Raw genomic sequence first — 26,344 nt, 5'->3', positions numbered from 1 at the left:
CACTGATCACTTTACATCCTTAATACAAGAAACAAGATCATGGGCATCCATCGGTTTTTTCAGCTTAGCATCAAAGTAAATTTGATGCTTTTGCTGTTCTACCTCCATATACATACTATCGGCTGTAAAGACAAAAACTCGGATATGCTGCCATGCTGGATTATTGCGAACCCGATTTAGAATTTCCCAGCCGTCCATATCGTTCATATGCAGATCGGTAATCACAATTTCTACAGGCTGCTCTTCCATATAGGCTAGTGCGGCCTCCCCTTTTTCAAAAATATGTATTTTAGGAAAATTCTTAAAATAATGTTTCAGATAAAGAATATTGATCCGATTATCTTCAATGATTACTATATCTATATCAGGAAGATCTTCCAGCACATACGTTTGTGGCACCTGCTCGATCTTCTTCGTCTGCTTGATAGGAACTGATAGTGTAAAGGTCGATCCTTTTCCCAGTACACTGACCAGATCTATGGTTCCTGCTAGTTGCTCGGCAAATAATTTGGAGATATACAGACCAAGACCAAAGCTACTCGACTGATTTTTAGCACCAGCCATATAATACTGTCTAAAGACCAGAGCCTGCTCTTTTTCCGAAATACCGACACCACTATCCTTCACTTCAACAGAAAGAAATGATTCACCATTTTTGATTTTCATGGATGCAGCGACATACACCTCTCCTTTTGGGGTGTACTTAATGGCGTTGCTCAATAAGTTTGAGACAATTTGTTTGACTCTAAAAGCACTGCTATAAATGAGTAAGGTGGGATCAATATCAATTTTAGCCACGAGTCTGATAGTTTTTACTGAAGCCTGATGCTCATGAACCTTAATGATATCCAAGAGCAATTGATACGCTGCAAAATACTCGTATTGAACCTCCAGTGCGCCAGCCTCCAATTTACTCAAATTCAAAATATCATTGACCGTCGTATTGATCACCTCAATTTCATGCGATGCCGAATCCAAATATTCCGGAAGAATCAATTTATTGTCATTATTCTTTCTCAAAATATCAATGATACCGAGCAATGAATTGATCGGTGAGCGAACCTCATGGCTTACGCTGGCCAAAATGGTCGTTTTTTCAGCAGCTACCTTATCGGCATAATCCCGCTCCTCTTGTAGTTTCCGTTCATATGAAACAGCGTTGGACTGATAGAAAAAGGTGATGATAATTAACAAGAGGATAATAATAAACGATGCAATCAGTTGATTTCTGAAATTAACCGTGTTTACTTGATAGAGCGTCAGATCCTTTGCCTGCGCTTGACGAAGCTGTACCGTCTCCTGATCCCTGATTTTATCAATGCCTGTTCGCAGATTGTCCAACAAGTCACGATTAGCTTGAATAAGTTCCTTTTCTTTATCTTGCAGTGCCGTAAATTTCTCTTGAAGTGCGCTTAAATTCTCGCGGTACACCTTTCTATTTTGTTGGATCAAATATTCGATGTTACGCGAAATCACATCTCTTTGGATCGTGCTAAAATCCTGTGTGATGGTACTGGCAACTAGTGTATCATTTTTAGCTTTAAAAATCCGGTTAAATAGTTTTTCCTTTTTTCGGATTGTCGTATCGCGTTTGAGTGTATTGAAAGAGCTATCACTCATGATCCGATTGACAATAGAATCCAGTTTCTCAAACTTAGGCTCCCGATAAGATGTTTTAGTTTCCGAAGATAATGTTGACAAAGAATCACTGGTAAAAAAGATCAGCTGATCGACCGTATGCTTGAGAGAAGCAAATTCTGTCGATAATCTCTTTTTATGAGCAACATCCGCAGCGCTGACTTCCAAATTGTGGTCATGTAGTGTTAATTTGGATAATGAATCAACAAATAATTTGACCGAGTCCAACTTATTTTTATAAGCATCGTAGTTTTTTTTATCAAAATTGACGGTATATAATCGAAAAAGGTTGTCCGCTTCATTATACACAGAAAACAAGCCGTATAATCCAGATGATCGCTCATTCAAAGCTGCATAGGCGGCATTAAGCCGTTCTTTTACTTTTTGCTGCTCAAAGTACTGATATATAAATATCGTCATGAGGTAAGCAAAAGAAGCAATAAGTGCTGCTATTAATATTTTCCTGAGCAGGAATGTCTTTTTCTTTTTTACTGTGGACAAGAGTTCGTATTTTTACAGTTAACAGATGAACGCCAACATCTTCCTAGATATTTTTGCCTAATGCCGAATTATTTGTGATTTAAAATACAAGCAAAAATAACTATTTTAATCATCCATATATCCTAAAAGCAGCTAAAATAGAGGAGTATTCATCAATTTGTAGTTACTTCACTACATGCAAACAGATTGTATCAAGTAATTTAAATAGAGTCATCATTATGCTCCGTTCACTTGAGTCATGATTACTGATATCTTGATTGTAAACTACAACTCAAATTTAAATTATGCATTCTTAACTATGGGATAGATCGGCACTTCATCCTCTCCTCGTAATTCAGTATCAAGAATCTCAAATTCTGAATTTTGAGATCTAAATTCTGGGACAATTTTCTTCATACACCTGACCAAATGCATAAAATTGGGCAAATTTATTTGAGCTTGTAAAATCATTTGGCATAAATCATTGATTAACTCCATCTTTCCATTCAAGTTATCATGATTCACCTGAGCAATCATGATTTTAGGGTGATGCGTTTTAATTGTATTCTCATTATTTGCTAAAAGTTCTTCATAAATCTTTTCACCAGGCCTTAGACCGACAATTTGAATATCAATATCTTGAGGATAACGATATCCCTTTAAATTAATCATACGTTTCGCTAGATCAATAATACGAATTGACTTTCCCATATCAAATATAAATATCTCCCCTCCTTTACCCATTACACCCGCTTCTTGAACTAGTAAACAAGCTTCTGGAATAGTCATAAAATATCTGGTGATTTCTGGATGTGTTAAAGTTAACGGCCCACCTTGAGCCATCTGCTTTTCAAATAAAGGAATTACAGAGCCATTGGATCCCAAGACATTGCCAAATCTTGTAATAATAAACTGGGTAAGGGATTTTCCACTACAACTACTGATATATATTTCTGCTATACGCTTAGTTGCTCCCATAACGTTCGTCGGATTAACAGCCTTATCTGTCGAAACTAAAACCACTTTCTTAACCTGATATTGCATCGATAATTCTGCAATATTTTTACTGCCCAAGACATTGGTTTGGATAGATTCGTATGGATTTGCCTCCATCAATGGGACATGTTTATAAGCAGCGGCATGGAAGACTAAATCAGGATGATAATCTGCAAATATTTTTTGCATAAAAGCATAGTTTCGAACATCAGCCACCACACAATGCAAGTTTTTTGACTCTGTGCATCGGATTGATTGCTGTATATCGTATAAAGCAGATTCTGCCTGATCCACCAAAATCAATCTCTTATATGGACGCTGTGCAATCTGTCTAGCCAATTCCGATCCTATAGAACCAGCAGCACCTGTAATCAGGATGACTTTCCCATCCATTTCTGCATCGATTTCTTGACGATCCAATTGAATGGCCTTTCTTCCAAGTAGATCATGGATTTCCAAAGGACGAATTTCACGCTTGACACTTGAATTCGGCAAAATACGTGCAGGAGACATTATTTTCAGTTCTAATCCCAACTGATGAAACCATTCAGACACATATTGTAAACGTTCAGGATCATTATTTTCTACTGCAATAACAACATCAGATATCTGATTTTTTTTGATAAAATCTTGGGTAACCTCTGTAATATCTAAAATTTTCAAACCTGCCAACCTATTGCCTACACGAGATATCTGATCTTCTACAAAAGCAACAACATGGTATTTGACTTCAGAATCTTCATTTAACATGGAATATGTAGAAATACCAGGTCTAGAAGCTCCAAAAATCAAGATATTCTCAATCTTTCTGGGTGGTAAAACTAAGTATTCAAAAATTGTACGGTAAATTACACGCGCCCCGACCATAAGCAACATCAAAATACAAAACTGCATAGTCAATACGCCATATGGGATCCGTAAATATTCTCCTGCAAGGCTGTCTTTCTCGACCTCTGCTATGATCATAATCATCAATCCAATCAGAATTATATATGCAGTTCCCGTGGTCTTAAAAATTTTCACCGTATCTCTAATACCTGTTTGACGAACAATACCTTTATAAGTACTTTTATAGAGGAAAAGTATGAAATATACTAGACCTATTAGGATCAGTTTTTTCAAAACAAAGGATGTATTAGAAAATCCCTTTAAATTATATAGAACATAAATAGAAATGACATAGCTTAAAAACACTAAGCACATATCGATCATTAAAATGACCGACCGAGGATTATCTTTACGTAAGCAGCTCTTGACAGCAGCTAAAAAACCAATCATAACCTAATTATTAATTTATACTCTGTTCTTAGCACTGGTTAGTTCATCACATAACACATGGAAACATTTTAGGTCACATGCTTTTTTATGTTAATTGATATATACTAAGATAATTAAAATTTGACAATTTAAACATCACTTGATAAAATATTATTAATTAGTAATTTAACCAAAGACCCCTATCAGAAATCATCTCGATTATGATTAAATAACAACAATCTTACAATACATCATAATTCTCAAAGAAATAAGACTAAATACAACTATTTTTCAAACAGTTGAACTGATATTACAAAGGCTACAAAGAAATGAATTACAAAAAATTTGGCATGTTGTTTGACATAGCCAATAATAGAAATGAAAAAAAATGTTGTGGTAATAACACATGATCGCCGACAATTAACATTTATTTTAAATTATACACGACGACTATCAATAGCATTAAATCAACATTATTGAAAAACAATTACTAGTATCAAAAAATGGCTTTTTTTAGCAATCTATTTACAAAAAAGAAAAATTCCACTTCCGTTAGATCGTTAACCCAGTTGGATTTTCTAGAAGTCGATATGCATAATCATCTACTTCCAGGGATTGATGATGGCAGTACTTCAGTGCAACAGTCATTAGGGTTTATTAAGGAACTTAACAGTTTAGGATTTAAAAAGTTCATATGTACACCCCATATTATGGATGGCGTACATCCTAACACCAAATTTACGATCGGAAACGCACATCACGCCTTGAGCGAAGGTTTAAAAAAAGCAGGAAGTGATATTGAGATTTTCGCTGCTGCCGAACACATGATTGACGACGGTCTACATATGCTTATTCAAAACAATGATTTATCCTTGATCCCAGGAGGCTATGTTTTAATAGAGATGTCTTATCTATCCGAATCAAAAGCATTATTTCAAACTATTTTAAACATACAGAAATTAGGATATAAACCAATTTTAGCACATCCCGAACGCTACAATTACTATCACACTAATTTTGGTATATATAAGCAAATAAAAGATGCAGGCTGCTTGTTACAATTAAATCTATTGTCCCTTAGTAGATATTATGGTGTAGATGTAAAAGCGATTGCCATGACATTAGTCAAATCTGGTATGTATGATTTTGTTGGCACAGATCTCCATCACGAGAAGCACTTACAATCTTTAAAAAACATTGTTGATAAATATCCAGTAAGAGAAATGTTAAAATCCTGCAACATCCTCAATCACACATTAATGGATCATATTAATACGGAAAATGGGCAGCATATTATCGCTGGATAAATATGATAAAAGGCAATGTTTTTGACAATATTGCCTTTTATCATATTTATAGATGTTTGTACCAATTACAAATATCCATGTCTAGTCAGGTAATTAACGACTTCCCTTGCACCAAAATCCGTCAGATGATGCCTATCATAAATATAAGGCATATGTTCTTTAACCGAATGATGGGCTATTTCTTTATTTTTATATAGATCTATATAATGACCAGATGGTATTATTCGCTTCATAAAATTATTTACATCCTTTGCCTCCTCGACACTGTACTCGTATTCATTCATTTCTGGATTGAACAATTTTTTTAAAGCAATCTGTCTATAGGGGATCCGATAATATTCGATCTGACCAATAAAATAATAGTCTATACCATAGTGATCAAAAATATTAATAATCTGTTGCAGACCCGCCTTAATTTCTGCTGGAGTATAATTCATTTCATCATCGTTATGCATCAACCAATGCACAGAAATAAATATCTTATGAACATGCTCGTGATTTTGAGGTAAAAATTCTTGATAAAAATAGCGCCATAAATCAACCGACTTTTGATAACCTTTCGGACTTGGAAAAGGGAAAGTTAAACTTAAACTCATTTCCAGCAAGTGTTGTTCTTTTGTCAAAACATTTCTCAAAGCCGTTGAAAGTTGAGCAGCATGGCTATCACCCATCAACAAAATATTTTCCTTTGCCGAATCTATCTTTAGACAGGTTGGTTGATCATAGTTATCATAACGGTCACTACGAGTGATATAACAATTACACGGGTTTAAATGCTGATATTCCTCATATTGGAAATAATGGATGTATGATGAATCTATTCTGCGAACATAATTCCAAATCATATTTTTGGGCCAAATAAATAAAATCATCGAATTGGATATCAGAAAAAAAGCTACTATCATCAGTTTTTTCACACTCAGGTTATTTTTATTCCTTTCCACTAGATAATAAGATATTATTGCAAAGAAAAATGATAAAAAGAACACCAAAAAAATCCAATAAGGAGATTGCATCAAAAATTCGTATTTTTTATATAATACATATATCGGCCAATGCCATAAATAGAGCGAATAAGATATTTTTCCCAAAAACTGTATGGCAGGAATTTTATACCAGGAGAATTGAATATCCAAAGCGAGTATAATCATAGTCGCTATCACCGGAATTACGATCATGGTTGAAGGCCAAGCATGTCCAATATCGAAAAATATTACCGAAAGAAACAAAAGACCTAGCATACCTACAGTAATAGGAACAAGTATTGATTTGAATGCATATCGCAATTCCCGACTATACAAAAATCCTAGAGCCCCAAGTAAAAATTCCCAAGCTCGGGTAGGCATCATATAAAAACTCCAAGATTGAGCATAGGGATACCACAGCCCAGCCGTAAAAGATAAAATACTAAGTCCGATCATGAAATATCGAAAACGATGAAATCGATAAAAATACATTCTTCTTAATAGCAACAAAATAACGGGATAAAGGAGATAAAATTGCCATTCTACTGCTAGCGACCAACTATGCAAGAATAGATTATCCTGATATTCCGGAGAAAAATAATCACCCGATAGTGTGGCATAATAGATATTGGAAATAAATGCAAGACTTACTGCGATGTATTTCGCATTCATTTTGAGATCAACATCAAAATACAATAACGGTAACACAAGAAGCATAACTGTCGCTACAAAAAGTTGGGCCGGTACGATTCGCTTTATTCTGCGGCAAACAAAATCAAGATAAGAAAAGCTCTTATTTTTGACATCTGCTAATATAATTTTGGTCATCAAAAATCCAGAGATGACGAAAAAAATATCAACACCTATATAACCACCTTCGAAAAAAGGAATTTGATAATGATAAAATAAAACAAAGCATACAGCAATTGCTCTCAATAGGCCTATATCATAGCGAAAGCTCATTTTAGGTTCATATCCAATTTGATGGACAACCTAAATGTAGGGAAATTACATAAACAAAAAAAGAGCACTTTCTTTTGGAAAAGTACTCTTATATAGGTAGATGAGAATATTCTTTATGTTATTTAAAAATTTTATAGGAAATCATCCTTCTATTTGAATTTCCACACTTTCAATTTTTAACCTATTATGGCCCCTTAAAAAATACAGCGAATATGAAATACTGCACCAAAATAAGTAATAATCTATCAGCTACATCAGCTTCTTACCTATATAAATAATTTTTGTAAATAATCAACTACAATTAAGAAGCTATTCGCCTTATAACCAATTTTAATCATGACCTACAGAAAAATTCGTTAGCCACAGATACAATTTTACTAAAACTTGTTACCAAACACACTAGATTTTGATATTTTTTTAAAAATTTTATCGTCATCCCGTTCATCTCCACATGACTATTAATGATGTTGATATTTTACCTTTTTACATGCAAATTTCGATTTAAAAGACAGAATAAAATAACGTATTAATTCAATTTTTTTGCCGCTGATCAAGTATAGTTTACTAAGCAATTAAATTCATTTCATAAACAATTTTGGTTTAATATAAATCATCAATTTTATGCAATAAAATATTTTGTAAACATATAGCTACAGCTAAAATTTATAAATAAAAATAAACCATATAGATGAACTGATTTAGCAACATAATGCTTGATCTCATATCTCCAATAAAAAAACTATTTATGAAATTTTAATTATTGAATCCATTTTTCTAAAAATGGATTCAATAATTAATAGAACGATTTAGCTTTCATCAAACAATAATAATCAAAACCAAATTTTCAGACAAAATATATACTCAAAATTAAACATACGCAATCAGAAATAAAATGAAAATATTTTACAACAGCACCCTGATTTTTTTATCAAAACGCTAAAAAGGAATATAATTATATTACAAGTTACAACATACACCATAAATAATTACAAAAAGCATAGTTGCACATTAAACTTATGGATAAAATTAATACATAACGAAAATATTGAAACATAAAAAATTCACGAAAAACAAAAAACAGAAAACAAAATTGAAACCTTATCTGTTAATAAGAATAATTTAGTTCAAAACAATAAACTATGGGGATAATAACAATGTTTAAATTGTTAATTTTCTATTAATTTGAAAACAAAAGCTAGGAATATTGATAAAAGACATATATTTTTGCTTTTAATAACACTAATACAATTATAAAAGTATTTGCAGATAATAATTATCAAAAAATAAATATATGATAGGTATTTTGAAATAAAAAAATGTTATAACAAATAAAAAGAAATAGATTTTCATTAAGAAAATCAAGATATCACTTTTACAAAGACTATTATTATTCACAAAGTTTATATTGATATCTAATTTTATATTAATAATAGATAATTAAACTAAAAAATAGCACCATTATATTTTTACAATTAATCAAAAAAAACACAATAAATCATAAAATACTGATTAATAATCAAAAAAGAATTTAACTCATTATTCAAGAGATAAAAACAGATATTAATATATATATATTAAATTATTTTAACCATAAAACATGGTATAAACAAAGTATTTAAATAATAACATTATGAACAAGAACAAAAAAATGTACATCGCTCCAACTATTGAGGAGCTAGTAATTGAGCTCGAGCAAGGTATTGCTGCAGGATCAGGAAATGCACAACCCGGCGCCCCTACGGTTAATGACGAAGACGGTGCAGGAGGAAGTAGTTGGGAGGTAGATCGCTTTTAAGAATTAACTTATCCTAACTAACAATTTTAACATTATGAAGACAATGAATAATAACTTAGCAAGCAAGTTTGCTCTTGCCGCTTTTTTGGCACTAGGAACTTTAGCAGTTACTAGCTGTAACAAAGATAATAGCCAAAATGGACAGGAAATTCCAGAAGGAAGTAGTCAACTTGTAGTCCGCATCTCCGGTATCAGTGATGGTGAAAACATCAGTACAAAAGATGTAAAAGGAAGCACATCGAGCAAAAAATCCAGCTCTAATTCTGTAGAATTAGTTCAATCCAAGGGTTTCGATGCCATTGTTGCAGTAGATAATAACGTTCCCTCGGCCGGAGAGACCACACTTTCTCAAGCAGGATTAAGAGCATCAAATGGATTAAAAGCCGCATCTACGCCCCTGACATCTACTACTACATATCGCTTATATTTATATAAAAATAACGGTGGCACCTACACGTTCACCAAATCTATGCAATTCACACCTGGAGCAGAGACACCTATCCAAGTCCCTAATGGATCTTACAAATGGGTAGCATTGTCCTACAATAATACTGATGCTATACCAGATGCAGATGTCTCAAACAATCTTATTTTGCCAGAGAATAAAGATGTTCTTTATGCGACTTCAGGTGCTACTGACATTGTCATCAACAGCAATACAGCTCCCTTAAGCATTACTTTTAATCGTCTTTACGCTCGAATTGCCATTGAAATCAATACTTTAGGTATGTTTGCTCCGATTAACTCTGCAACTATAGCAGTTACAGGACAAAGCGCAAAAGCAGCAACATTTAATCTGACATCAGGCGTTTTGACATTAGCACCGACCGGAGGTGTACCTGCATTAACAGAGGTTAATTTTACCAATTTAGATGGCAATGCCAGCAGAAAAGTTGCATACTACTACACTGCAGACCAAACCGCCCAAAACTTAACTGTTGCGGTATCCAATTTAAAGATTCAACTTGATAATAATACTGAACGCGACTTTGGTGTTACAGCACTTACACAAAGCAAATCGATCACACCTGAGCGCGGCAAAAATCACCGTTTCTTAGTAGGTATCACCGAATCAGCATTAACTTATGGAGGTGTCAACTGGTCCAGATCAAATCTATATTATAAACCAAACGATCCGACACCATACCGTTTCTACCATACCAATCCACAAACAAACGATCCAAATAGTTACTTCTCGTTTGGTGCGCATCGTCCGCGCGTGTTAGCAAGCGCAAATGCTGCTGTAGATGCCTGTTCCTTAGTTTATCCCGCTGGTTTATGGAAAATACCGACCGGTGCACAATTGGACAATGTAACCTCTAGAGGTGTGCTGGGTGGATTACTTGGTGATCTTGGCCTAACCAATGTTGCCGGAATCGATGCGTTAGTTATTGTGCAAGATGCATTAGCTGCCCGAGTAACTAATTCAACAGCAACTGCAGCCTATTCAGAACTTACACCTACAGCAGGCAATAACTCTGCATATGGAGCAGCAACATCATCTGTAAATAGATTACGCTTTAACTACAATGGCTACATGAACACATTAGGGGCTTTAGATAATTTGATCACCCTTAATTTAGGAAATACCTACGGTAGTTACAATGCATTTTGGACAAGTGAAAACTTAATCGGATCTCCAATTATCAATCTTGGAGTGAAATATCAATTAGGACATACTACAGGTGGTAATTATAAAGCCTATAGAACAACAAGTCTTTTAAGCGCAGGTCTTCTTGGCGCAGTAAGTGTCATCAACTCACCATTGATGAACATACGTTGCGTACGTGATGCAACTTGGGCTGCAAAAAGTGCTCAACCAAGTTATAACCCAATGCCTGTTTACCCTATCTAAGATAGAAGTGTAGAACTTGGCAATAATTAGTTTAGTTAACTGTAAAAAAGTAAATAAGAGCCGTCACTTATAAGGATGGCTCTTGTTTACTATCTTTATCACATCAAGATGTGTAAAAATAATCGAATAAGCAATTTCACTTCCCTAGCACCATGGATTAGCTTATATTAAAGCTTCAATTAAAATCAAATGATATACAAGAGCAGTTTATGATACTCTATTCCAGAAAAAATTTATAAAATATAAATCTATCTTCACGCAGTTACTCTTTTTCAAAAAGTGGAAAAAACAGACGGATTACAGTTCCTTTTCCCAGTTGACTCGAGAGATTAATATTGCCTCCCATAAATTCAATTAAGTCTTTTACCAATGATAGCCCTATACCAGATCCCTTTCTGTACGATGTGTTACTCCCCCTTACCTGCATATGAAAAATTTTATTTAATTCATCCTCTGGAATACCGATACCATTATCCTCAAGCACGTAGACAATTCCTTGATCAATGATTTCACTATGGATATTTAAGTAAGCTTTGTCGGTTTTGTCTGCATATTTAACCGCATTCCCGATAAGGTTAGTAAATATTTGATAGACTGCACCAAGATCTGCATACAGAGCGTACAGATTTTCTAATCTGAATTCAATCTGTTGATCAGGAAAATTCATTTTCACTTCTTTGATCCATTCCGCTATTTTTTGATCCATAGCGATTTCTTCCAACTTATTTTCAGTTCCTCTTACCGTATTGATTTGTAAGGTTTGGTTAATAATGGATTCAATATTCTGGATTGAATCTGAAAAGTTTTTATACCATCGTTTACTTACTGGCTCTGGAATATTTTCATTCTTACTCAAAAAATCATTCCCTAATTTTAAAACAGATAATGGGTTTTTCAAATCATGAGAAAGTGTATTAGCCAAAATATCCAATTTATTACGAAAAGAAAGCTGTTCACTCTGCCGTTCCATTCGATGATAAGCCAGTTTTTGATCAGTCACGTCACTAGCGGTATGGAAGATGGCATAACAGAGTCCATTTTCATCAACCATCGCTCGATATTCAAAATCAAAATAACGTTTTACCTTGTTATCACCATCGACAATATTGGCAGGCATTGCATGGCCACGATAAGTAATACCCGTCTTCCATACATTCTTTAAAATAGAACTGAATCCTTCTCTTTCGAAATTTGGAAAACATGCACATAATGTTTTACCAAGGATAGAATCATCCGCGCGCCACATGTCTAGCATGGCCTGATTAGCATAAGCGATATGAAGATCGCAGGTGTCATAAATAGCCGTTGCCAGAGGCGAGTGCTTAAGTAAAGACAATATTGTGCTATCATTTACCATCATTGGTGTATATAAATTATTCAAAAATTACTCGGATATAAACAAAGCTGCATGACAGCATAAACATTTTCCATGCCCATATCATAAAACCATCATCATATTCATGGACACATATCATAGACGATCACATCTCAACTTGCGGTAGCGTATGCATTTTTATTGTTGGTACAGATACCTCCAATTCAAAACATATCATACAAAAATAGATCAAAAAACAATCTTAAACAACAGCCCATTTTTACTTTGGTTGCTGCAGTGTGGAAGTCGGAATCAGTCCACCTATCGCATAGCGCTTCTTTAAATGTGGATAACGCTTTCGATATTCTGATGGTGTACAGCCAAAAAGCTTTGTAAACTGTTGTCTAAAATGTTTAATATCACGAAAACCAACTTGATATGCAGATTCATTGACATTTGCTTTGGTCGTAATTAGAATTTGTGCGGCCCTACGAAGTCGGATATATCGAATGAATTCATTGGCAGATTTTCCTGATATTGCTTTAATTTGTCTATAAAGATTTGAATGGCTCATCCCCATAGTTTTAGCCAGTACTTTTACCGTAAAATCTTCTTCCAACAAGTGTGCTTCAACAGCTTGGATCACCTTTTCCAAAAACTCTTTATATTCAACAGGAATTTTATGGTCATTGGACTGTAATGTGATCTCGCTATGGAAATATTCGTGCAGACGATTCCTATTCTGAATCAGATTGTCTACACGTGCCATCAGCATATCTTTATCAAAAGGTTTGGTTATGTAGTCATCTGCCCCTCCTTCAATACCCTTTAGCTTGATTTCTGATGAAGAACTTGCTGTCAGAAGAATGAAAGGGATATGGCTCCATTGATTACTTTTCTTTATTTTATGACATAGATCAATCCCCGAGCCACCTTCCATCATAATATCACTAATGATGATATGGGGTTCTATTTTTTGTAAGATTGTTATCGCCTGTTCTCCACTTTCAGCCTGTATGACATGAAACCGATCTTGAAACAATTTGTAGAGATAATTTCTGATATCAGCATGATCATCCACCAATAACATGATCTCGCGTTCATGAGCAATTGATCTATCGGAGGCCTCGCTATAAAGGTTAACTTCAGGATCTAAGGTTTGCCCTACCATCGGACGATCTAGTTCCATCGCTTCCAAAGAAGAAGAAGCATGCTGGACAACTTGCAAAATTTGATCCTGATCATTGACAATTGCATGCTGTGGCAAGTCAACACAAAAAGTCATCCCGCGATCAGGATTGGAGTAATACGTGATTTCACCATGATGGATATCCACAAATTTTTTGACTAGAAACAAGCCTATTCCAAAACCCTCCCTAACAGTATTGGAAGAGGATAAATCACGCTGAAATGGCTTAAAGATATCTTCCTTCAACAAAGTCGGAATACCCTTGCCCGAATCCGAAATTTCAATGCGAATACCTTGACCAGTACTTTTAATATGTGCGGTCACCATTCCACCATCTTGTGTATATTTTAAGGCATTCTGCAGCAGATTAAAAAAACAGATTTCCAATTTTTCAAGATCTCCATGATAGGGATAAATTTCGATCTCCGTTTCCAATGTGTAGCTGATCTTTCGCGAGTGCGCAATTTGCCGAAAACATAGAAAAACTTCCTGAACCAAACTCACTAGATCCAAATGAACAAGAGATAGTTCATCAAAGTTTCCTTCGGATTTTCTGAAGAGTAATAATTTATCCACCAGATTTAACAATCGTTTGGAATGACGGTACACATCCTGAAGCTCGTCATAATCTTTTACCTCATCTTCGTTGGCCTTCAGTAATTCTTTTATTGGATTTATAATAAGGGTAAGCGGCGTACGTATTTCGTGTACGATATGCGTAAAAAATGTGACTTTTTTCTCTGTAAGTTCATTTTCCTTATCGCGTTCAAATTCAGCAGTCTTCAATTTGGTCAACAACAACGCTCGATGCCTTACATACAGAAAATAAAGATACAGGGCAGCGGCAACACACATCCCATAGCCTGTATAAGCCCAGCCTGTACGCCACCATGGCGGTAAGATCTGAATCACAATAGTACGTTCAGTCGGGTTCCAATCACCATTTGCATCCGTCGATTTAATTCTTAAAGTATAGGTTCCTTCTTTAAGATGCGAATAGTAAGCTGATCGCTGTTTATCCACATAGTTCCAATCCTTGTCCCAACCTTCAAGAAAATAAGCATATTTAATCCGATCAGAAAAACTATAATCTAATGCGGCAAAGGAAAAAGATAATACCGCCTGATTATAAGGAATTGTCAAGTTGTTAATGGCATTGAGAGGATCTGTACCATAACGGTTATCAATACCATAGGGATTATTATTGATCTGGAGTTGCGTCAGTCTCAGTGGCGAAAAGACTGCATGAACTAATAGGTCACGCGGCTGAAACAAATTGAACCCCCGAATACCTCCAAAAACCAAATGTCCGTCTGACAATTTCAGCGCCGCATTATAATTAAATTGATTGCTCTGCAATCCATCAGATTTATAGAAATTTTGGAATGAACGCGTTTTGGTATCAAATTTTGAAAGTCCATGATAAGTGGATATCCACAAATTGCCAAAATCATCATTTAATGCATTTAATAAAGTATTGCTTGGCAATCCTTCTTTTTCGGTATATTTTTTAGATTGACCCGTCACTGCATTAAAGTATAATAATCCTCCCCCTTCCGTACCTACCCATAAATGATGACGATCTGCCTGCTTAATAAAACGGACAGGTGTGCCCACTGCATATTTTTTAAAACGTCTGGTTTGCAGGTCCAAGCGGATCAATTCAGACCAAGATCCCATCCAAAGAACATCTTCCTTTTCCTCAAAAAAAGTAAGTACATCATATATGGGCAAGTTTAAAGGTTTAAACTGATCTTCCCTCGCATCAAAAAGATAGACCTCTCCCCCTCCCAAAGTCGATGCCCAGATTCGCTTTCGGCTATCTTTAAACAAACGCCAAGCTGCTGAATTGACATATTCCGTATTGGGATAATAACAGGTATAGGACTTGACCTGACCGCTAGCCATATCCAACTTAAAAATACCAGCATCATAGGTCCCAATCCATAATTGATTGTTCTCATCCTGAATAAGCCCCGTGACAAACGCGCGCTCAAGAAGCAATCGGGAGGTCATGGGGTACTGTACAAATGCTTGTTGTTTTAAATTCCACTTCAACAGACCAGAACCATCCGTACCGACCCATATATGATCACGATCTGCTTGTTCCAACACAGAAATAAAATCCCGAGGGCTTACCTGCCTGTCCAATAAATTATGCTTTACTAATTGAAACTTACCCTTACGAGGATCGATCACATTCACTCCACCACGAATCGTTCCTAACCATTTCCGACGCTGAGCATCTTCGTAGATAGCAACAACAGCAGTACTGGTTAGTTTTTTTTCATCAAAACCCGTATTCTTTTCGATTTTTTTGGTATCCATATTAATCTTTTGTATACCATCTCCATCGGTACATACCCAGATTTTACGGTCCTGACCAAAATAAAGATTCACAATCCTTTTATTGGTTAGGCCATTTTGTGAACTATAATACTGAAAGGCTTTAGTTTGCAGATCATAACTGGTAACTGCCCAGCTGTTTGAAAACCATATCACTCCATCGCTTGACGCAGTCATCAATGTCGCATTAAAATCTCCCTGTACAAGAACTTGAATGCAGTTATTTTTACGATCATACATGGCTAAGCCTACCCCCTGTACCATCAGCATTAATCTTCCATCAAAAGTTTTACAGATCGAACTGACACTGTACTCCTGATCACTCACTCTTCCTGAAATATATAAAGGGACAGTATGTGCTGTGAGACCTGTTCCTGTTTTCGTAATCGACAATAGACCCGCTTTCCCGGAAGCGGCGAAGATTTGACCATGGTTATCTTTCTCCAGCTGATGGATGGAGAAATCTATCGGTTGCAATTCAGAATTTTCCCGAACTAGATCTATCCGGGTAAAATGATTACGATCCATGTCCAAAACACACATTCCGCCCTTGGTTGCAATATAAAGAAGACCCCTTTGATCTTCAAGAATATCCGTAATGCGATTGTCGGGAAGCGATTTATTTTCTAATGGATTATTTCTAAAAACCTTAAATTCATAGCCATCAAAACGATTGAGTCCATTAAAAGTTCCAAACCACATAAATCCATCTTGATCTTGGTAGATATCGGTCACAAAATCATTAGACAGGCCATGATCGATCCCCAAATATGCGATGGACGACTGCGCACGCGCATCAAAGCATAGCAATAAAAAAACAAGAAGGCATGATAGGTTGTTCCTCATAATTATTGGCGGTAAAATGATTGGTTAGATAGCTATAAATCTATGTAAAAAGCAGACTTTTTACAAGTGTTAAATTAACATTTAATATTCACAAAATGAATTTGATCTCATCTTGATAAAAATAAGCCACTTTTGTCAACTAACCACGCCAAAAAAACATTTAGCACTTAAAATTGTGATTGATAGAAACTTTTGATTAAAATCTCAGCAATCCAATTATGCTGATTTCCCCCCTTATTTTTGACCAAATCCCCCCCAATCTATTCAAAAGATAGTTGCGATAATTGTATATCGAGTAAAAATACTCACCAATTTATAACCAAACTAATTATTAATGAAAAGAGGTAAAGTGCTTAAAAAGCGTCTTGGAATTTGGATATTTCTAATGACGGTAAGCTGCTATGTTGCCACAGCTCAACAAGTCCGCGTGACCGGAAAGGTATCGGGTAGTGGCGTCCCAATTCAAGGGGTTACAGTAGGAGTCCTAGGTAGCGAATCAAAAATTCTTACAGATGCACGGGGAATGTATGCTATAAGTACCAGTAAAAATGCAACCCTGGTTTTTACAAGTGTGGGATATGCCCGCCAAGAGATCGCATTAGCGGAAAAAAAAGTGGAATCCGATAATATGATCTTACTGGATGTCATACTCCAGATGAATGAAAATGTGATAGAAGATGTCGTTGTTACGGGTTTTGGACAACGGGAAAAAAGAACCTCTGTTGTAGGATCAGTGACGACCATCAATCCAAAAGAATTAAAGGGGCCAACCAGTAACTTGACGACCATGCTAGCAGGACGTGTAGCTGGTATGATTGCTTTTCAGCGCAGCGGAGAACCAGGATCTGATAATGCCAACTTTTTCATCAGAGGCCTGGGGACATTTGGTACCGGTAAACAAGATCCGCTGATTTTGATCGATAATGTCGAATCATCCCCAACCGATATGGCCCGCTTGCAACCAGACGATATTTCCAGCTTTTCAGTTCTGCGTGATGCAAATGCTGCTGCCATGTATGGTGCTCGCGGTGCAAATGGAGTCGTATTGATTACGACCAAATTAGGTACAGATGGAAAAACAAAGTTTGAATTTCGAACAGAAAACAACATTTCCACCAACACCAGAAATTTTCAGTTTGCGGATAATATTCGCTATATGGAAATGGCCAATGAAGCTTATCTGACACGACCTGCAGATGCTTCGAGCGGTCAGGGGTTGCCGTATTGGCAAAGTAAAATCGATCATACACGCGCTGGAGATAATCCGCTATTTTATCCCAATAATAACTGGATCGATCAGCTGATCAAAGATTACACACTCAATCAACGAAACAATTTAAATATTTCAGGTGGTGGTGCAAAAGCAAGGTACTACTTAGCCGGAACTTACAATATCGACAACGGGATTCTGAAAGTTGATGGCATCAACAATTTTAATAATAATATTAAGCTGAAAAATTACTCCGTCCGTTCCAATGTCGATATCAATTTTACACCGACCACAACGGGAATTGTGCGTGTCTACGCCCAATTTGATGATTACAATGGTCCTATTGGTGGTTTGGACGAGAATAATAACCGTATCAATGGTGGTGCGGTCACCTTTAGACGTGCAATATGGTCAAACCCTGTGATGTTTCCCGCGCTATATCCATCTTCATATATGCCTTATATGAACCATCCGCTATTTGGCAATGCATTAAATCGCAACGGAGGACTGTTTGTCAATCCTTATGCGGAAATGGTACGTGGATATCAGGAATTCAATACCTCGACCATTATGCCTCAAATTGAATTACGTCAAGACCTAAGTGCTATCGTACCAGGTCTAAACTTAACCGCTATGACCTACTTAAAACGCTATGCATATTTTGAAGTGAGCAGAAGGTACAATCCATTTTATTACTCCGCAACATCAAATGCTGATGGCGACCTATCACTGCGTGTCATGAACGATGGATCTCAAGGTTCAATAGGCCCTGTAGGAACAGAATATCTCGATTACTCAGAGTCTGCCAAAGAGGTCAATTCGATGTTTTATGCCCATGCTATTGCCAATTACAATCGTGGATTTGGCAAACACAATGTTGGCGGTACACTCATTGGATTAATTCAAAACTCATTGAGTGGTAATGCTGGTTCGTTACAATTATCTTTACCGGCTCGTAATATCGGTCTTTCGGGTAGATTTACCTATAATTTTGATGATCGCTACATTGCCGAATTTAACTTCGGTTATAATGGATCTGAGCGATTTGCTAAAGCACGACGTATGGGTTTCTTCCCTTCATTTGGTGTATCTTATAATATCTCCAATGAGTCGTTTTTTGAACCGCTACGCGAAGTGGTCAATAAATTCAAATTAAGGGCCACCCATGGATATTCCGGAAATGATCAAATCGGTCGAGCACAGGACCGTTTTTTCTATCTTTCAGAAGTCAACATGAATGCCGGTGAAATTTCGTTCGGAGAACTGGGGGGATATCAGAGACCGACTATTGCAATCAACCGATATGCCAATGAAGCCATCACCTGGGAGCGATCTCGCCAAACCAACTTGGGTATGGATCTGAGTCTATTTAATGCTATTGAATTAAACATCGATATATACAAACAAATCCGTAGCAACATTCTCACCAATCGGTCTTATATCCCTAGCACAATGGGCTTAAGAGCCCCTATCGTAGCCAATACCAATAAAGCAGAAAGCAAGGGTGTGGATCTCACATTGAGCTATAATAAAAACTTCATGAACGGCTGGTACCTTCAGGGAAGAAGCACATTAACCTATGCCGTCAGTAAACGCTTAATCGTTGATGAACCAGCTTATCAAGAGCCCGGACGCTATACTGTCGGAACCTCAGCCTCACAAGAGTTCGGATACATCGCTGAAAGACTTTTTGTGGATGATCAAGAAGTGTTAAATTCTCCTGTTCAATTTGGTAAACCTGGCATTGATTATTTAGGTGGAGATATCAAGTACAGAGATATCAATGGCGATGGCCAAATTACCGATCTGGATCGTGTAGCGATCGGTTACCCAACGACACCCGAACTGATTTATGGATTTGGAGGCACAGTGGGCGGTAAAGGTCTAGATTTTAGCTTCTATTTCCAAGGTTCTGCAAGATCTTCATTCTTTATCAATCCTGAAAACATCTCCCCTTTCTATCTCAACGGAGGTTCTCAAAATGGACTTCTAAACGTGATTGCTGATAGTTACTGGAGTGAAGAAAACCGAGATCTATATGCCTTCTGGCCAAGATTAAGTGAAAATATTATTGCCAACAACAACCAAAGATCGACGTGGTGGATGCGCAATGGATCATTCTTAAGATTAAAAACTGTTGAAATCGGCTATACCTTCAAAGAAAGTTTAATGAATAGACTGAAAGCAAAAAATCTACGGATTTATGCCAATGGAATGAATCTATTCGCGATCAGTTCTTTTAAAATGTGGGACGTAGAAATGGGAGGACGAGGTATCGGTTATCCGATTCAAGCCACTTATAATATTGGCTTGCAGCTTGGTTTTTAAACATTACAAAATGATGAAACACTCATGAAATGCGGCATGGTATCCTGTTAGTTGAATCCTGCGGAATCATATCGATTGCCAACAAGCAACTCATGATTATTTATAAAAAATTATCCAAATGAAAAATTTAAAGATAAAAAAGATAAAACGGTACCTCATATATCTATCCGTAAGTACCATCGGTTTTTCCGCATGTGCAGATTATATTGATGTCGTTCCCGACAATGTTGCGACTATAGACAATGCGTTTTCATTACGCAACGAAGCTGAAAAATTCTTATTTACATGCTATGCATGGCTACCAAACAATGCCGATGCACAGAGCAATACCGGTTTTTTAGCAGGCGATGAAGTATGGATTCCTGTAGCGCAGCGCGAGATCTATCCTGCGAATAATTGGCGTATTGCACGTGGAGGACAAAATGTAAATGACCCCTTGGTAGATATCTGGCGAAGCGGAATGTGGACCGCTATACGTGATTGCAATATTTTTTTAGAAAATGTTTCCAATCCATCAAAAGTACCCGATTTATCCAGTGAAGACCGCTCAAGATGGATTGGGGAAGTGATGTTCCTAAAGGCATACTACCACTATCTTTTGATGCGTCAATATGGTCCTATACCCTTGGCGCGCACCAATATTCCTTTGGATGCAAACCAACAAGAAGTACGAGTGACCCAACGTCCCGTAGACGAAGCCGTGAATTACATCGTATCCTTGTTAGATTCAGCTTCAAACAGTGCTGTTCCTTTGATTATTTCGGATCAGGCATCTGAATTAGGTAGGGTCACCAAGCCTATTATTCAATCGATAAAAGCCGAAGTTTTGCTAACAGCAGCAAGTCCCTTATTCAATGGTAATGCAGATTTTCAGTCGGTGAGTAACAAAGATGGAGAACCTCTTTTTAATCCCGTGTACGATGCTTCCAAATGGACACGTGCTGCCGAAGCAGCCAAAGACGCAATTGCATCAGCTGAATCTGCAGGTATTGCATTTTTCCCATTCCGCAAAACGGAATATGGACAATTCAAAATGAGTGATGAAACTGCACAAGTATTAGGGATAAACTTAGGTTTCAATGAGCGCTGGTCTTCTGAGCACATCTGGGCAAATCCTAATTACCAAGCTTGGAATATCCAGCGAGATGCGATGCCTTTGCTCACCACAGATGCTGTAGTCGGTACTGCAAGACAGCATTTAAGCGCTCCAATCAAAATTGCTGAAATGTTTTATACCAAAAATGGCGTCCCGATCAATGAGGATAAGACCTTAGACTTTACCAATAGGTTTACGCTAAGGACCGCTAAGAATGAAGAACGCTTTCATATAAAAGAAGGATATACCACAGCTAGGCTAAATTATGACCGTGAAGCCCGATTTTATGCATCATTAGGTTTTGATGGCGGTATCTGGTTTAAATTTGACACGAAAAGCTTATCCGATGAAGACACCTATTATGTACAGGCAAAACTCAATCAACCTGCAGGGGCTAATAATCACGGATGGATCAATGAGACTGGTTATTTCTTAAAAAAACTAGTCAACTGGGAACAAGCCTTTGCTAGCAGTGGTGTGAGTTACAAATCATACCCGTGGCCAACGATCCGTTTGAGTGATATCTACCTCATGTATGCCGAAGCTTTAAATGAAGCCAATGGACCATCTCCAGAGGTATATACTTATTTGGATCGCATCCGCGAACGGGCAGGATTGGCCGGTATCGTCGAATCTTGGAGTTCATTTTCTACCAATCCCAGCAAACCAAATACGAAAGATGGACTACGCGAAATTATTCAACGTGAACGCATGATCGAATTAGTATTTGAAGGAAAGCGCTATTGGGATCTACGCCGTTGGAAATTGGCGGTTAATTATTTCAACCAAAATATCACAGGATGGAGTGTTAACCAAGAGGTGACCAGTGATTACTACCGCTTACGCACGCTATATGCACAAACATTTGTCGCACCACGTGATTACTTTTGGCCGATCGCACAAGGAGAATTAACCGTAAACCCTTCACTGGTGCAAAATTTGGGTTGGTAGCCCTAATTTTAATATCAATGATACAAGATTATTAAGAACATGAAACAAACAAAACTTTATATTTTCACAATACTGATGCTAACAGCGGCATTGAGTAGTTGTAAGGAGGAGTTTAAAACAGCTCAGGTAACTAATACTACCGCACCACAGCCCGTAAGCAATGTCCAGATCGAAAATTTACCGGGAGCAGCTCGTATCCATTACACACTGCCTAAGGATCAGGATCTGCTTTACGTTCGGGCAACCTACACTTTGGCCTCTGGTCAAGAAATGGAGGTAAAATCTTCCTACTACAACAACTCATTGCTTGTAGAAGGATTTGCGGATATGAAACCTCATGATATTAAACTCTCTACCGTAAACCGTAGCGAAATGAGTTCAACACCTGTAACCGTATCGGTTACTCCATTGGAAAATCCGATCTGGGATACTTTTCGAAGTTTAGAAGCGATTGGTGCTTTTGGAGGAATACGCATAACTGCAGATAATGAAAAGGAAAAAAACTTAACCATTATGGTTATGGTAGATTCTTTAGGAGAATGGGTGCCATCGGTAGACAATATTTACACATCTGTAAAACAGATCAATCGAACCATTAGAGGATTTGCCCCTAATCCAAAACAATTTGCGATCACCATACGCGATAAATACATGAATTTTACGGATACCATGGTGACCACCATTACCCCCTTATTTGAAACCGCATTACCAAAATCCCGTTATAATGCTATCAGTTTACCTACTGATGCTAAGCAACAGTATGCGTCGACAGGATTATCAAAAATGTGGGATGGCGATATCATCAATTGGCCTAATATCTCCCTCACGGATGTCACGATCAATGGTCCTCAATGGATCACTTTTGATACAGGAACCTTAGCAAAAATGAGTAGGATCGTCATCTGGAATTATCCAGAATACACCAACAATGGCCGTATGTATTATTATGGTGGGAATGTAAAAAATTTCGAAATCTGGGGTTCAGACAACCCACCTTCGGATGGAAGTTGGAATAACTGGAAACTACTAGGAACCTTTGAAAGCAAAAAACCTTCAGGATTACCGATGGGGCAACAGACCGATGAAGATTACCAACTCGCCAATTCGGGACTAAGTTTTGATTTTGATGTCAGTGCTCCAAAGGTGCGCTATCTGCGGATAAAAACTTCAAAAAACTGGCAAGGTTCTTCATTTATGGCAATTGCAGAAGTTCAGGTATATGGAGACCCTCGCTAACGAGGACCACCATTTATTTTTAAGACAAAAATTATGAAAACACAACTCATTAAAATAATAGGTAAGAGCATGCTGTTTGGCGTGGCGCTACTTCATCTTTTCAGCTGCTCAAAAAGTGATGATTATAAAAAATATCTAAAAGACGGAGAAATAAGCTACACAGGAAAAATAGATTCAATAAAAGTTTATTCTGGAAAAGAGCGGGTATATATTACCGGTCTATTTATGGCTGATCCAAAAATCGAACGATTAAAAGTCTATTGGGACAATCGACAGGACTCCGCCGAGCTCAACATCAATAGAACTCAGGATGTAGATACGTTAAAGTTATCGTTACCCATCCGAGAAGGGGTACATAATTTTGAATTTATCACCTTTGATGGACAAGGCAATAAATCACTCAGCGTTTTTAAAACAGGAATTTCCTATGGCGAAAGGTATGGATCTGGATTACTCAATCGCCCTTACTACACGACTGGCTATTTTGCCGGCGATCAAAAAACGACCATTTCTTGGGGAGGTATCGATTTGACCAGTGGAGCAACATTTACAGAAGTTGAGTATACCAATACGGCAGGAAAGCTGGTCATACAACGTGATTCGATCCATATCGGTGAAAGCATATTAAAAAACTATCTTCCTGGAAAACCGTACCGTTATCGTACTCTATTTGTCCCCGATACCTTAAGTGTCGATACATTTTACACCAACTATGTCACAGAGATAGTGCCTAAAGAGATTTACTTTAAAAATATGAATTTCCCATTCCAGACTTCTGCCATGGCAGGAAGCAGATGGGGAACTCCAGCAGACTGGTTATTGAATGATGCCGCAAAAAACTTTAAACATACCGACAATAAGTTCTATGGAGGTATAGAGATACGCTCCAACCAAGCTTGTTTATCCCTCGAAGCAGGATGGTGGCAATGGGCTACACCATCGCCAAACTTAGCTCCGATTATCAATGGAAAAATGTATCAAACGACCAACCTTCAACCTGGAAAATATCGGTTTACCATTACGAAACTAGACAAAGGAGCTGCAGGAACAGTACATTTAGTTGCTGCTAAAGGAACCCAATTACCTGATCAAGCTCATTTAGCTGTTCAAAGTTTGGGTTATCAGGTTATTTCAGGAACCCAGGCCGTATTGGAATTTAATTTGTCTGAAGCAAGTGCCGTCACTATCGGACTATTGGGCAACATGCCTGGAACAGCGAGTGATGGATCATACATCAAGATAACAGGTAATATGACTTTTGAAGTTTTACAATAAAAAAGAAAATATGAAAAAAAGATATTTCTATCTGCTTATGCTCAGTTTGACCCTGCAGGCATGCGCCAAATCAACATCCGATATGTTACCCGTAAAGCCAATCGAAAATTCGGAAGGAATTGCTCTGCCCAGTTTGGGAAAATTAGCATTTTCCAATATCACCACCTCAGGAGCAATGGTTAAGGGAATGGTGTCCCATAAAGGCGGAGCGCTCGTCACCAGTCGAGGTGTTTGCTGGAGCACGAGTCCCAATCCCACGGTTGAAAATAATCCTCACGAAGCAACAGTCAGCAAAGGATCAGGAGAATTCAGCGTTCAGCTCAACTCCCTTGTACAGTCTACCACCTATTACATCCGACCTTATGCAAAAAACAAAGGTGGAGTGGCGTACGGAGATCAGGTAATTTTAAAAACGGCAGATATACAATCTGTCAATTTTGCCCAAACACCGATGTTTATTATCGGTTCATCACGAGCTTATTATGACGTGGAAATTTTGAGCAGTGGCGGCGGAGCAGTAACGGAGCGTGGTGTTTGTTGGGGAACAGCAGAAAATCCGACAATAGCGCAAAACAAGGCTGCACATGGAACAAACGGTGTCGGCAAATTTAGAATCGGATTATCAAACTTAACTCCACAGACCAATTATCATCTTCGGGCATATGCGATCAATGAAACCGGAGTGAGCTACGGAACCAATATTCCCTTTCGAACGATTAAGACAGGGAACGTCACGTATACATTCAACAAAGCAAGCAGTCCTACAGCTGAAGAACTCGCAGCCTACTCCCGCCTGCAGGTTGCGATTGACAGTGCCGTTTGGTATGCGAATCAATATACATCAGCGACTAAGCATGTATACCTCAATTATGTACCTGGGGTAGCTACCGCTGATGCCAATAATGAAGGATGGATGCGATTTGGATCAAATACCTCTTATCAAAATATCCGTACAATGCTACATGAAATGAATCATACATTTGGAACAGGTACAACAAGCTGGTGGTCACAGCAAGCAATAAGTGCTGGAAAGTATCAATTGACCAATGGAAATAATATGTTAAAATTGATCAATTCGGATCAAAATGCGGTCTTAAGTGGCGACAGTCAACATTGGTGGCCATATGGTCTGAATCAAAATTCCGAGGTCAGTTCAAGTTGGGACTACGTATATAACTGTTTGATTATTGAAGCCATGCGTAAAGATGGTATGACCAGCCATAGCGGGAGTTATGCACCATGATTAATACCTAAAGAATTAAATCAATAAGAAAATCCAGTTTAAGATTGCAAAAC

At 37.3% G+C, this 26,344-nt stretch carries 13 protein-coding genes; 8 read left to right on the top strand and 5 right to left on the bottom strand.

From position 1 onward, the window contains the following. Nucleotides 1–6: 6 nt before the first annotated feature. Together MUB18_RS06880 and MUB18_RS06875 are read right to left on the bottom strand one after the other, a co-directional pair. The gene (locus MUB18_RS06880; protein ID WP_248755432.1) at nt 7–2,139 is read right to left on the bottom strand and encodes a hybrid sensor histidine kinase/response regulator; all 2,133 of its coding nucleotides are present in this window, start codon (nt 2,137–2,139) and stop codon (nt 7–9) included. 282 nt (nt 2,140–2,421) lie between these two features. After that, nucleotides 2,422–4,392 carry a polysaccharide biosynthesis protein gene (locus tag MUB18_RS06875; RefSeq protein ID WP_248755431.1) on the bottom strand — a complete coding sequence of 657 codons (1,971 nt, stop codon included), beginning with the start codon at nt 4,390–4,392 and terminating at the stop codon, nt 2,422–2,424. Nucleotides 4,393–4,874: 482 nt separating this feature from the next. Between MUB18_RS06875 and MUB18_RS06870 the strand changes: the two genes are divergently transcribed. Then, nucleotides 4,875–5,678: a tyrosine-protein phosphatase gene (locus MUB18_RS06870; protein ID WP_248755430.1), complete on the top strand. Its 804-nt coding sequence runs from the start codon at nt 4,875–4,877 to the stop codon at nt 5,676–5,678. Between the two features lie 65 nt (nt 5,679–5,743). On the opposite strand, the gene MUB18_RS06865 is transcribed toward MUB18_RS06870, so the two are convergent. After that, nucleotides 5,744–7,606 (bottom strand): acyltransferase family protein, encoded by a 1,863-nt coding sequence (locus tag MUB18_RS06865; protein ID WP_248755429.1) that lies wholly within the window; start codon nt 7,604–7,606, stop codon nt 5,744–5,746. 1,630 nt (nt 7,607–9,236) lie between these two features. Here MUB18_RS06865 and MUB18_RS06860 point away from each other — a divergent pair. Beyond that, nucleotides 9,237–9,401, top strand: coding sequence for a hypothetical protein (locus tag MUB18_RS06860; RefSeq protein ID WP_248755428.1), 165 nt, complete (start codon nt 9,237–9,239; stop codon nt 9,399–9,401). A 34-nt stretch (nt 9,402–9,435) separates the two neighbouring features. After that, complete coding sequence (locus MUB18_RS06855; protein WP_248755427.1) at nt 9,436–11,256, top strand: hypothetical protein; 1,821 nt, start codon at nt 9,436–9,438, stop codon at nt 11,254–11,256. 262 nt (nt 11,257–11,518) lie between these two features. On the opposite strand, the gene MUB18_RS06850 is transcribed toward MUB18_RS06855, so the two are convergent. Both MUB18_RS06850 and MUB18_RS06845 read right to left on the bottom strand, forming a co-directional pair. Then, nucleotides 11,519–12,616, bottom strand: coding sequence for a PAS domain-containing sensor histidine kinase (locus MUB18_RS06850; RefSeq protein ID WP_248755426.1), 1,098 nt, complete (start codon nt 12,614–12,616; stop codon nt 11,519–11,521). 235 nt (nt 12,617–12,851) lie between these two features. Further along, nucleotides 12,852–16,952, bottom strand: coding sequence for a two-component regulator propeller domain-containing protein (locus MUB18_RS06845; protein WP_248755425.1), 4,101 nt, complete (start codon nt 16,950–16,952; stop codon nt 12,852–12,854). A gap of 334 nt (nt 16,953–17,286) precedes the next feature. Here MUB18_RS06845 and MUB18_RS06840 point away from each other — a divergent pair, with 334 nt between their 5' ends. The 5 genes from MUB18_RS06840 (at nt 17,287) to MUB18_RS06820 (ending at nt 26,291) form a co-directional block, all read left to right on the top strand. Further along, nucleotides 17,287–20,490 (top strand): SusC/RagA family TonB-linked outer membrane protein, encoded by a 3,204-nt coding sequence (locus MUB18_RS06840; RefSeq protein ID WP_248755424.1) that lies wholly within the window; start codon nt 17,287–17,289, stop codon nt 20,488–20,490. 118 nt (nt 20,491–20,608) lie between these two features. Then, nucleotides 20,609–22,537 (top strand): RagB/SusD family nutrient uptake outer membrane protein, encoded by a 1,929-nt coding sequence (locus tag MUB18_RS06835; protein WP_248755423.1) that lies wholly within the window; start codon nt 20,609–20,611, stop codon nt 22,535–22,537. Between the two features lie 39 nt (nt 22,538–22,576). Then, on the top strand, nt 22,577–23,773 hold the full coding sequence (locus MUB18_RS06830) for a DUF5000 domain-containing lipoprotein (protein WP_248755422.1): 1,197 nt from the start codon (nt 22,577–22,579) through the stop codon (nt 23,771–23,773). Between the two features lie 33 nt (nt 23,774–23,806). Continuing rightward, on the top strand, nt 23,807–25,048 hold the full coding sequence (locus tag MUB18_RS06825; RefSeq protein WP_248755421.1) for a DUF4998 domain-containing protein: 1,242 nt from the start codon (nt 23,807–23,809) through the stop codon (nt 25,046–25,048). A gap of 10 nt (nt 25,049–25,058) precedes the next feature. Beyond that, nucleotides 25,059–26,291, top strand: coding sequence for a hypothetical protein (locus MUB18_RS06820; RefSeq protein ID WP_248755420.1), 1,233 nt, complete (start codon nt 25,059–25,061; stop codon nt 26,289–26,291). Nucleotides 26,292–26,344 lie beyond the last annotated feature (53 nt).

Source organism: Sphingobacterium sp. PCS056 (assembly GCF_023273895.1).
In the GTDB taxonomy this organism is placed as follows: Bacteria; Bacteroidota; Bacteroidia; order Sphingobacteriales; family Sphingobacteriaceae; genus Sphingobacterium.
Note: the sequence above shows the minus strand (reverse complement) of the source record. Positions and strands in the feature narration are given on the sequence as shown.

Excerpts from the sequence above, each read along its gene's own strand:
- MUB18_RS06875 (WP_248755431.1), bottom strand. The coding sequence starts at position 4,392 with ATGATTGGTTTTTTAGCTGCTGTCAAGAGCTGCTTACGTAAAGATAAT.
- MUB18_RS06870 (WP_248755430.1), top strand. The coding sequence starts at position 4,875 with ATGGCTTTTTTTAGCAATCTATTTACAAAAAAGAAAAATTCCACTTCC.
- MUB18_RS06865 (WP_248755429.1), bottom strand. The coding sequence starts at position 7,606 with ATGAGCTTTCGCTATGATATAGGCCTATTGAGAGCAATTGCTGTATGC.
- MUB18_RS06860 (WP_248755428.1), top strand. The coding sequence starts at position 9,237 with ATGAACAAGAACAAAAAAATGTACATCGCTCCAACTATTGAGGAGCTA.
- MUB18_RS06855 (WP_248755427.1), top strand. The coding sequence starts at position 9,436 with ATGAAGACAATGAATAATAACTTAGCAAGCAAGTTTGCTCTTGCCGCT.
- MUB18_RS06850 (WP_248755426.1), bottom strand. The coding sequence starts at position 12,616 with ATGATGGTAAATGATAGCACAATATTGTCTTTACTTAAGCACTCGCCT.
- MUB18_RS06845 (WP_248755425.1), bottom strand. The coding sequence starts at position 16,952 with ATGAGGAACAACCTATCATGCCTTCTTGTTTTTTTATTGCTATGCTTT.
- MUB18_RS06840 (WP_248755424.1), top strand. The coding sequence starts at position 17,287 with ATGAAAAGAGGTAAAGTGCTTAAAAAGCGTCTTGGAATTTGGATATTT.
- MUB18_RS06835 (WP_248755423.1), top strand. The coding sequence starts at position 20,609 with ATGAAAAATTTAAAGATAAAAAAGATAAAACGGTACCTCATATATCTA.
- MUB18_RS06830 (WP_248755422.1), top strand. The coding sequence starts at position 22,577 with ATGAAACAAACAAAACTTTATATTTTCACAATACTGATGCTAACAGCG.
- MUB18_RS06825 (WP_248755421.1), top strand. The coding sequence starts at position 23,807 with ATGAAAACACAACTCATTAAAATAATAGGTAAGAGCATGCTGTTTGGC.
- MUB18_RS06820 (WP_248755420.1), top strand. The coding sequence starts at position 25,059 with ATGAAAAAAAGATATTTCTATCTGCTTATGCTCAGTTTGACCCTGCAG.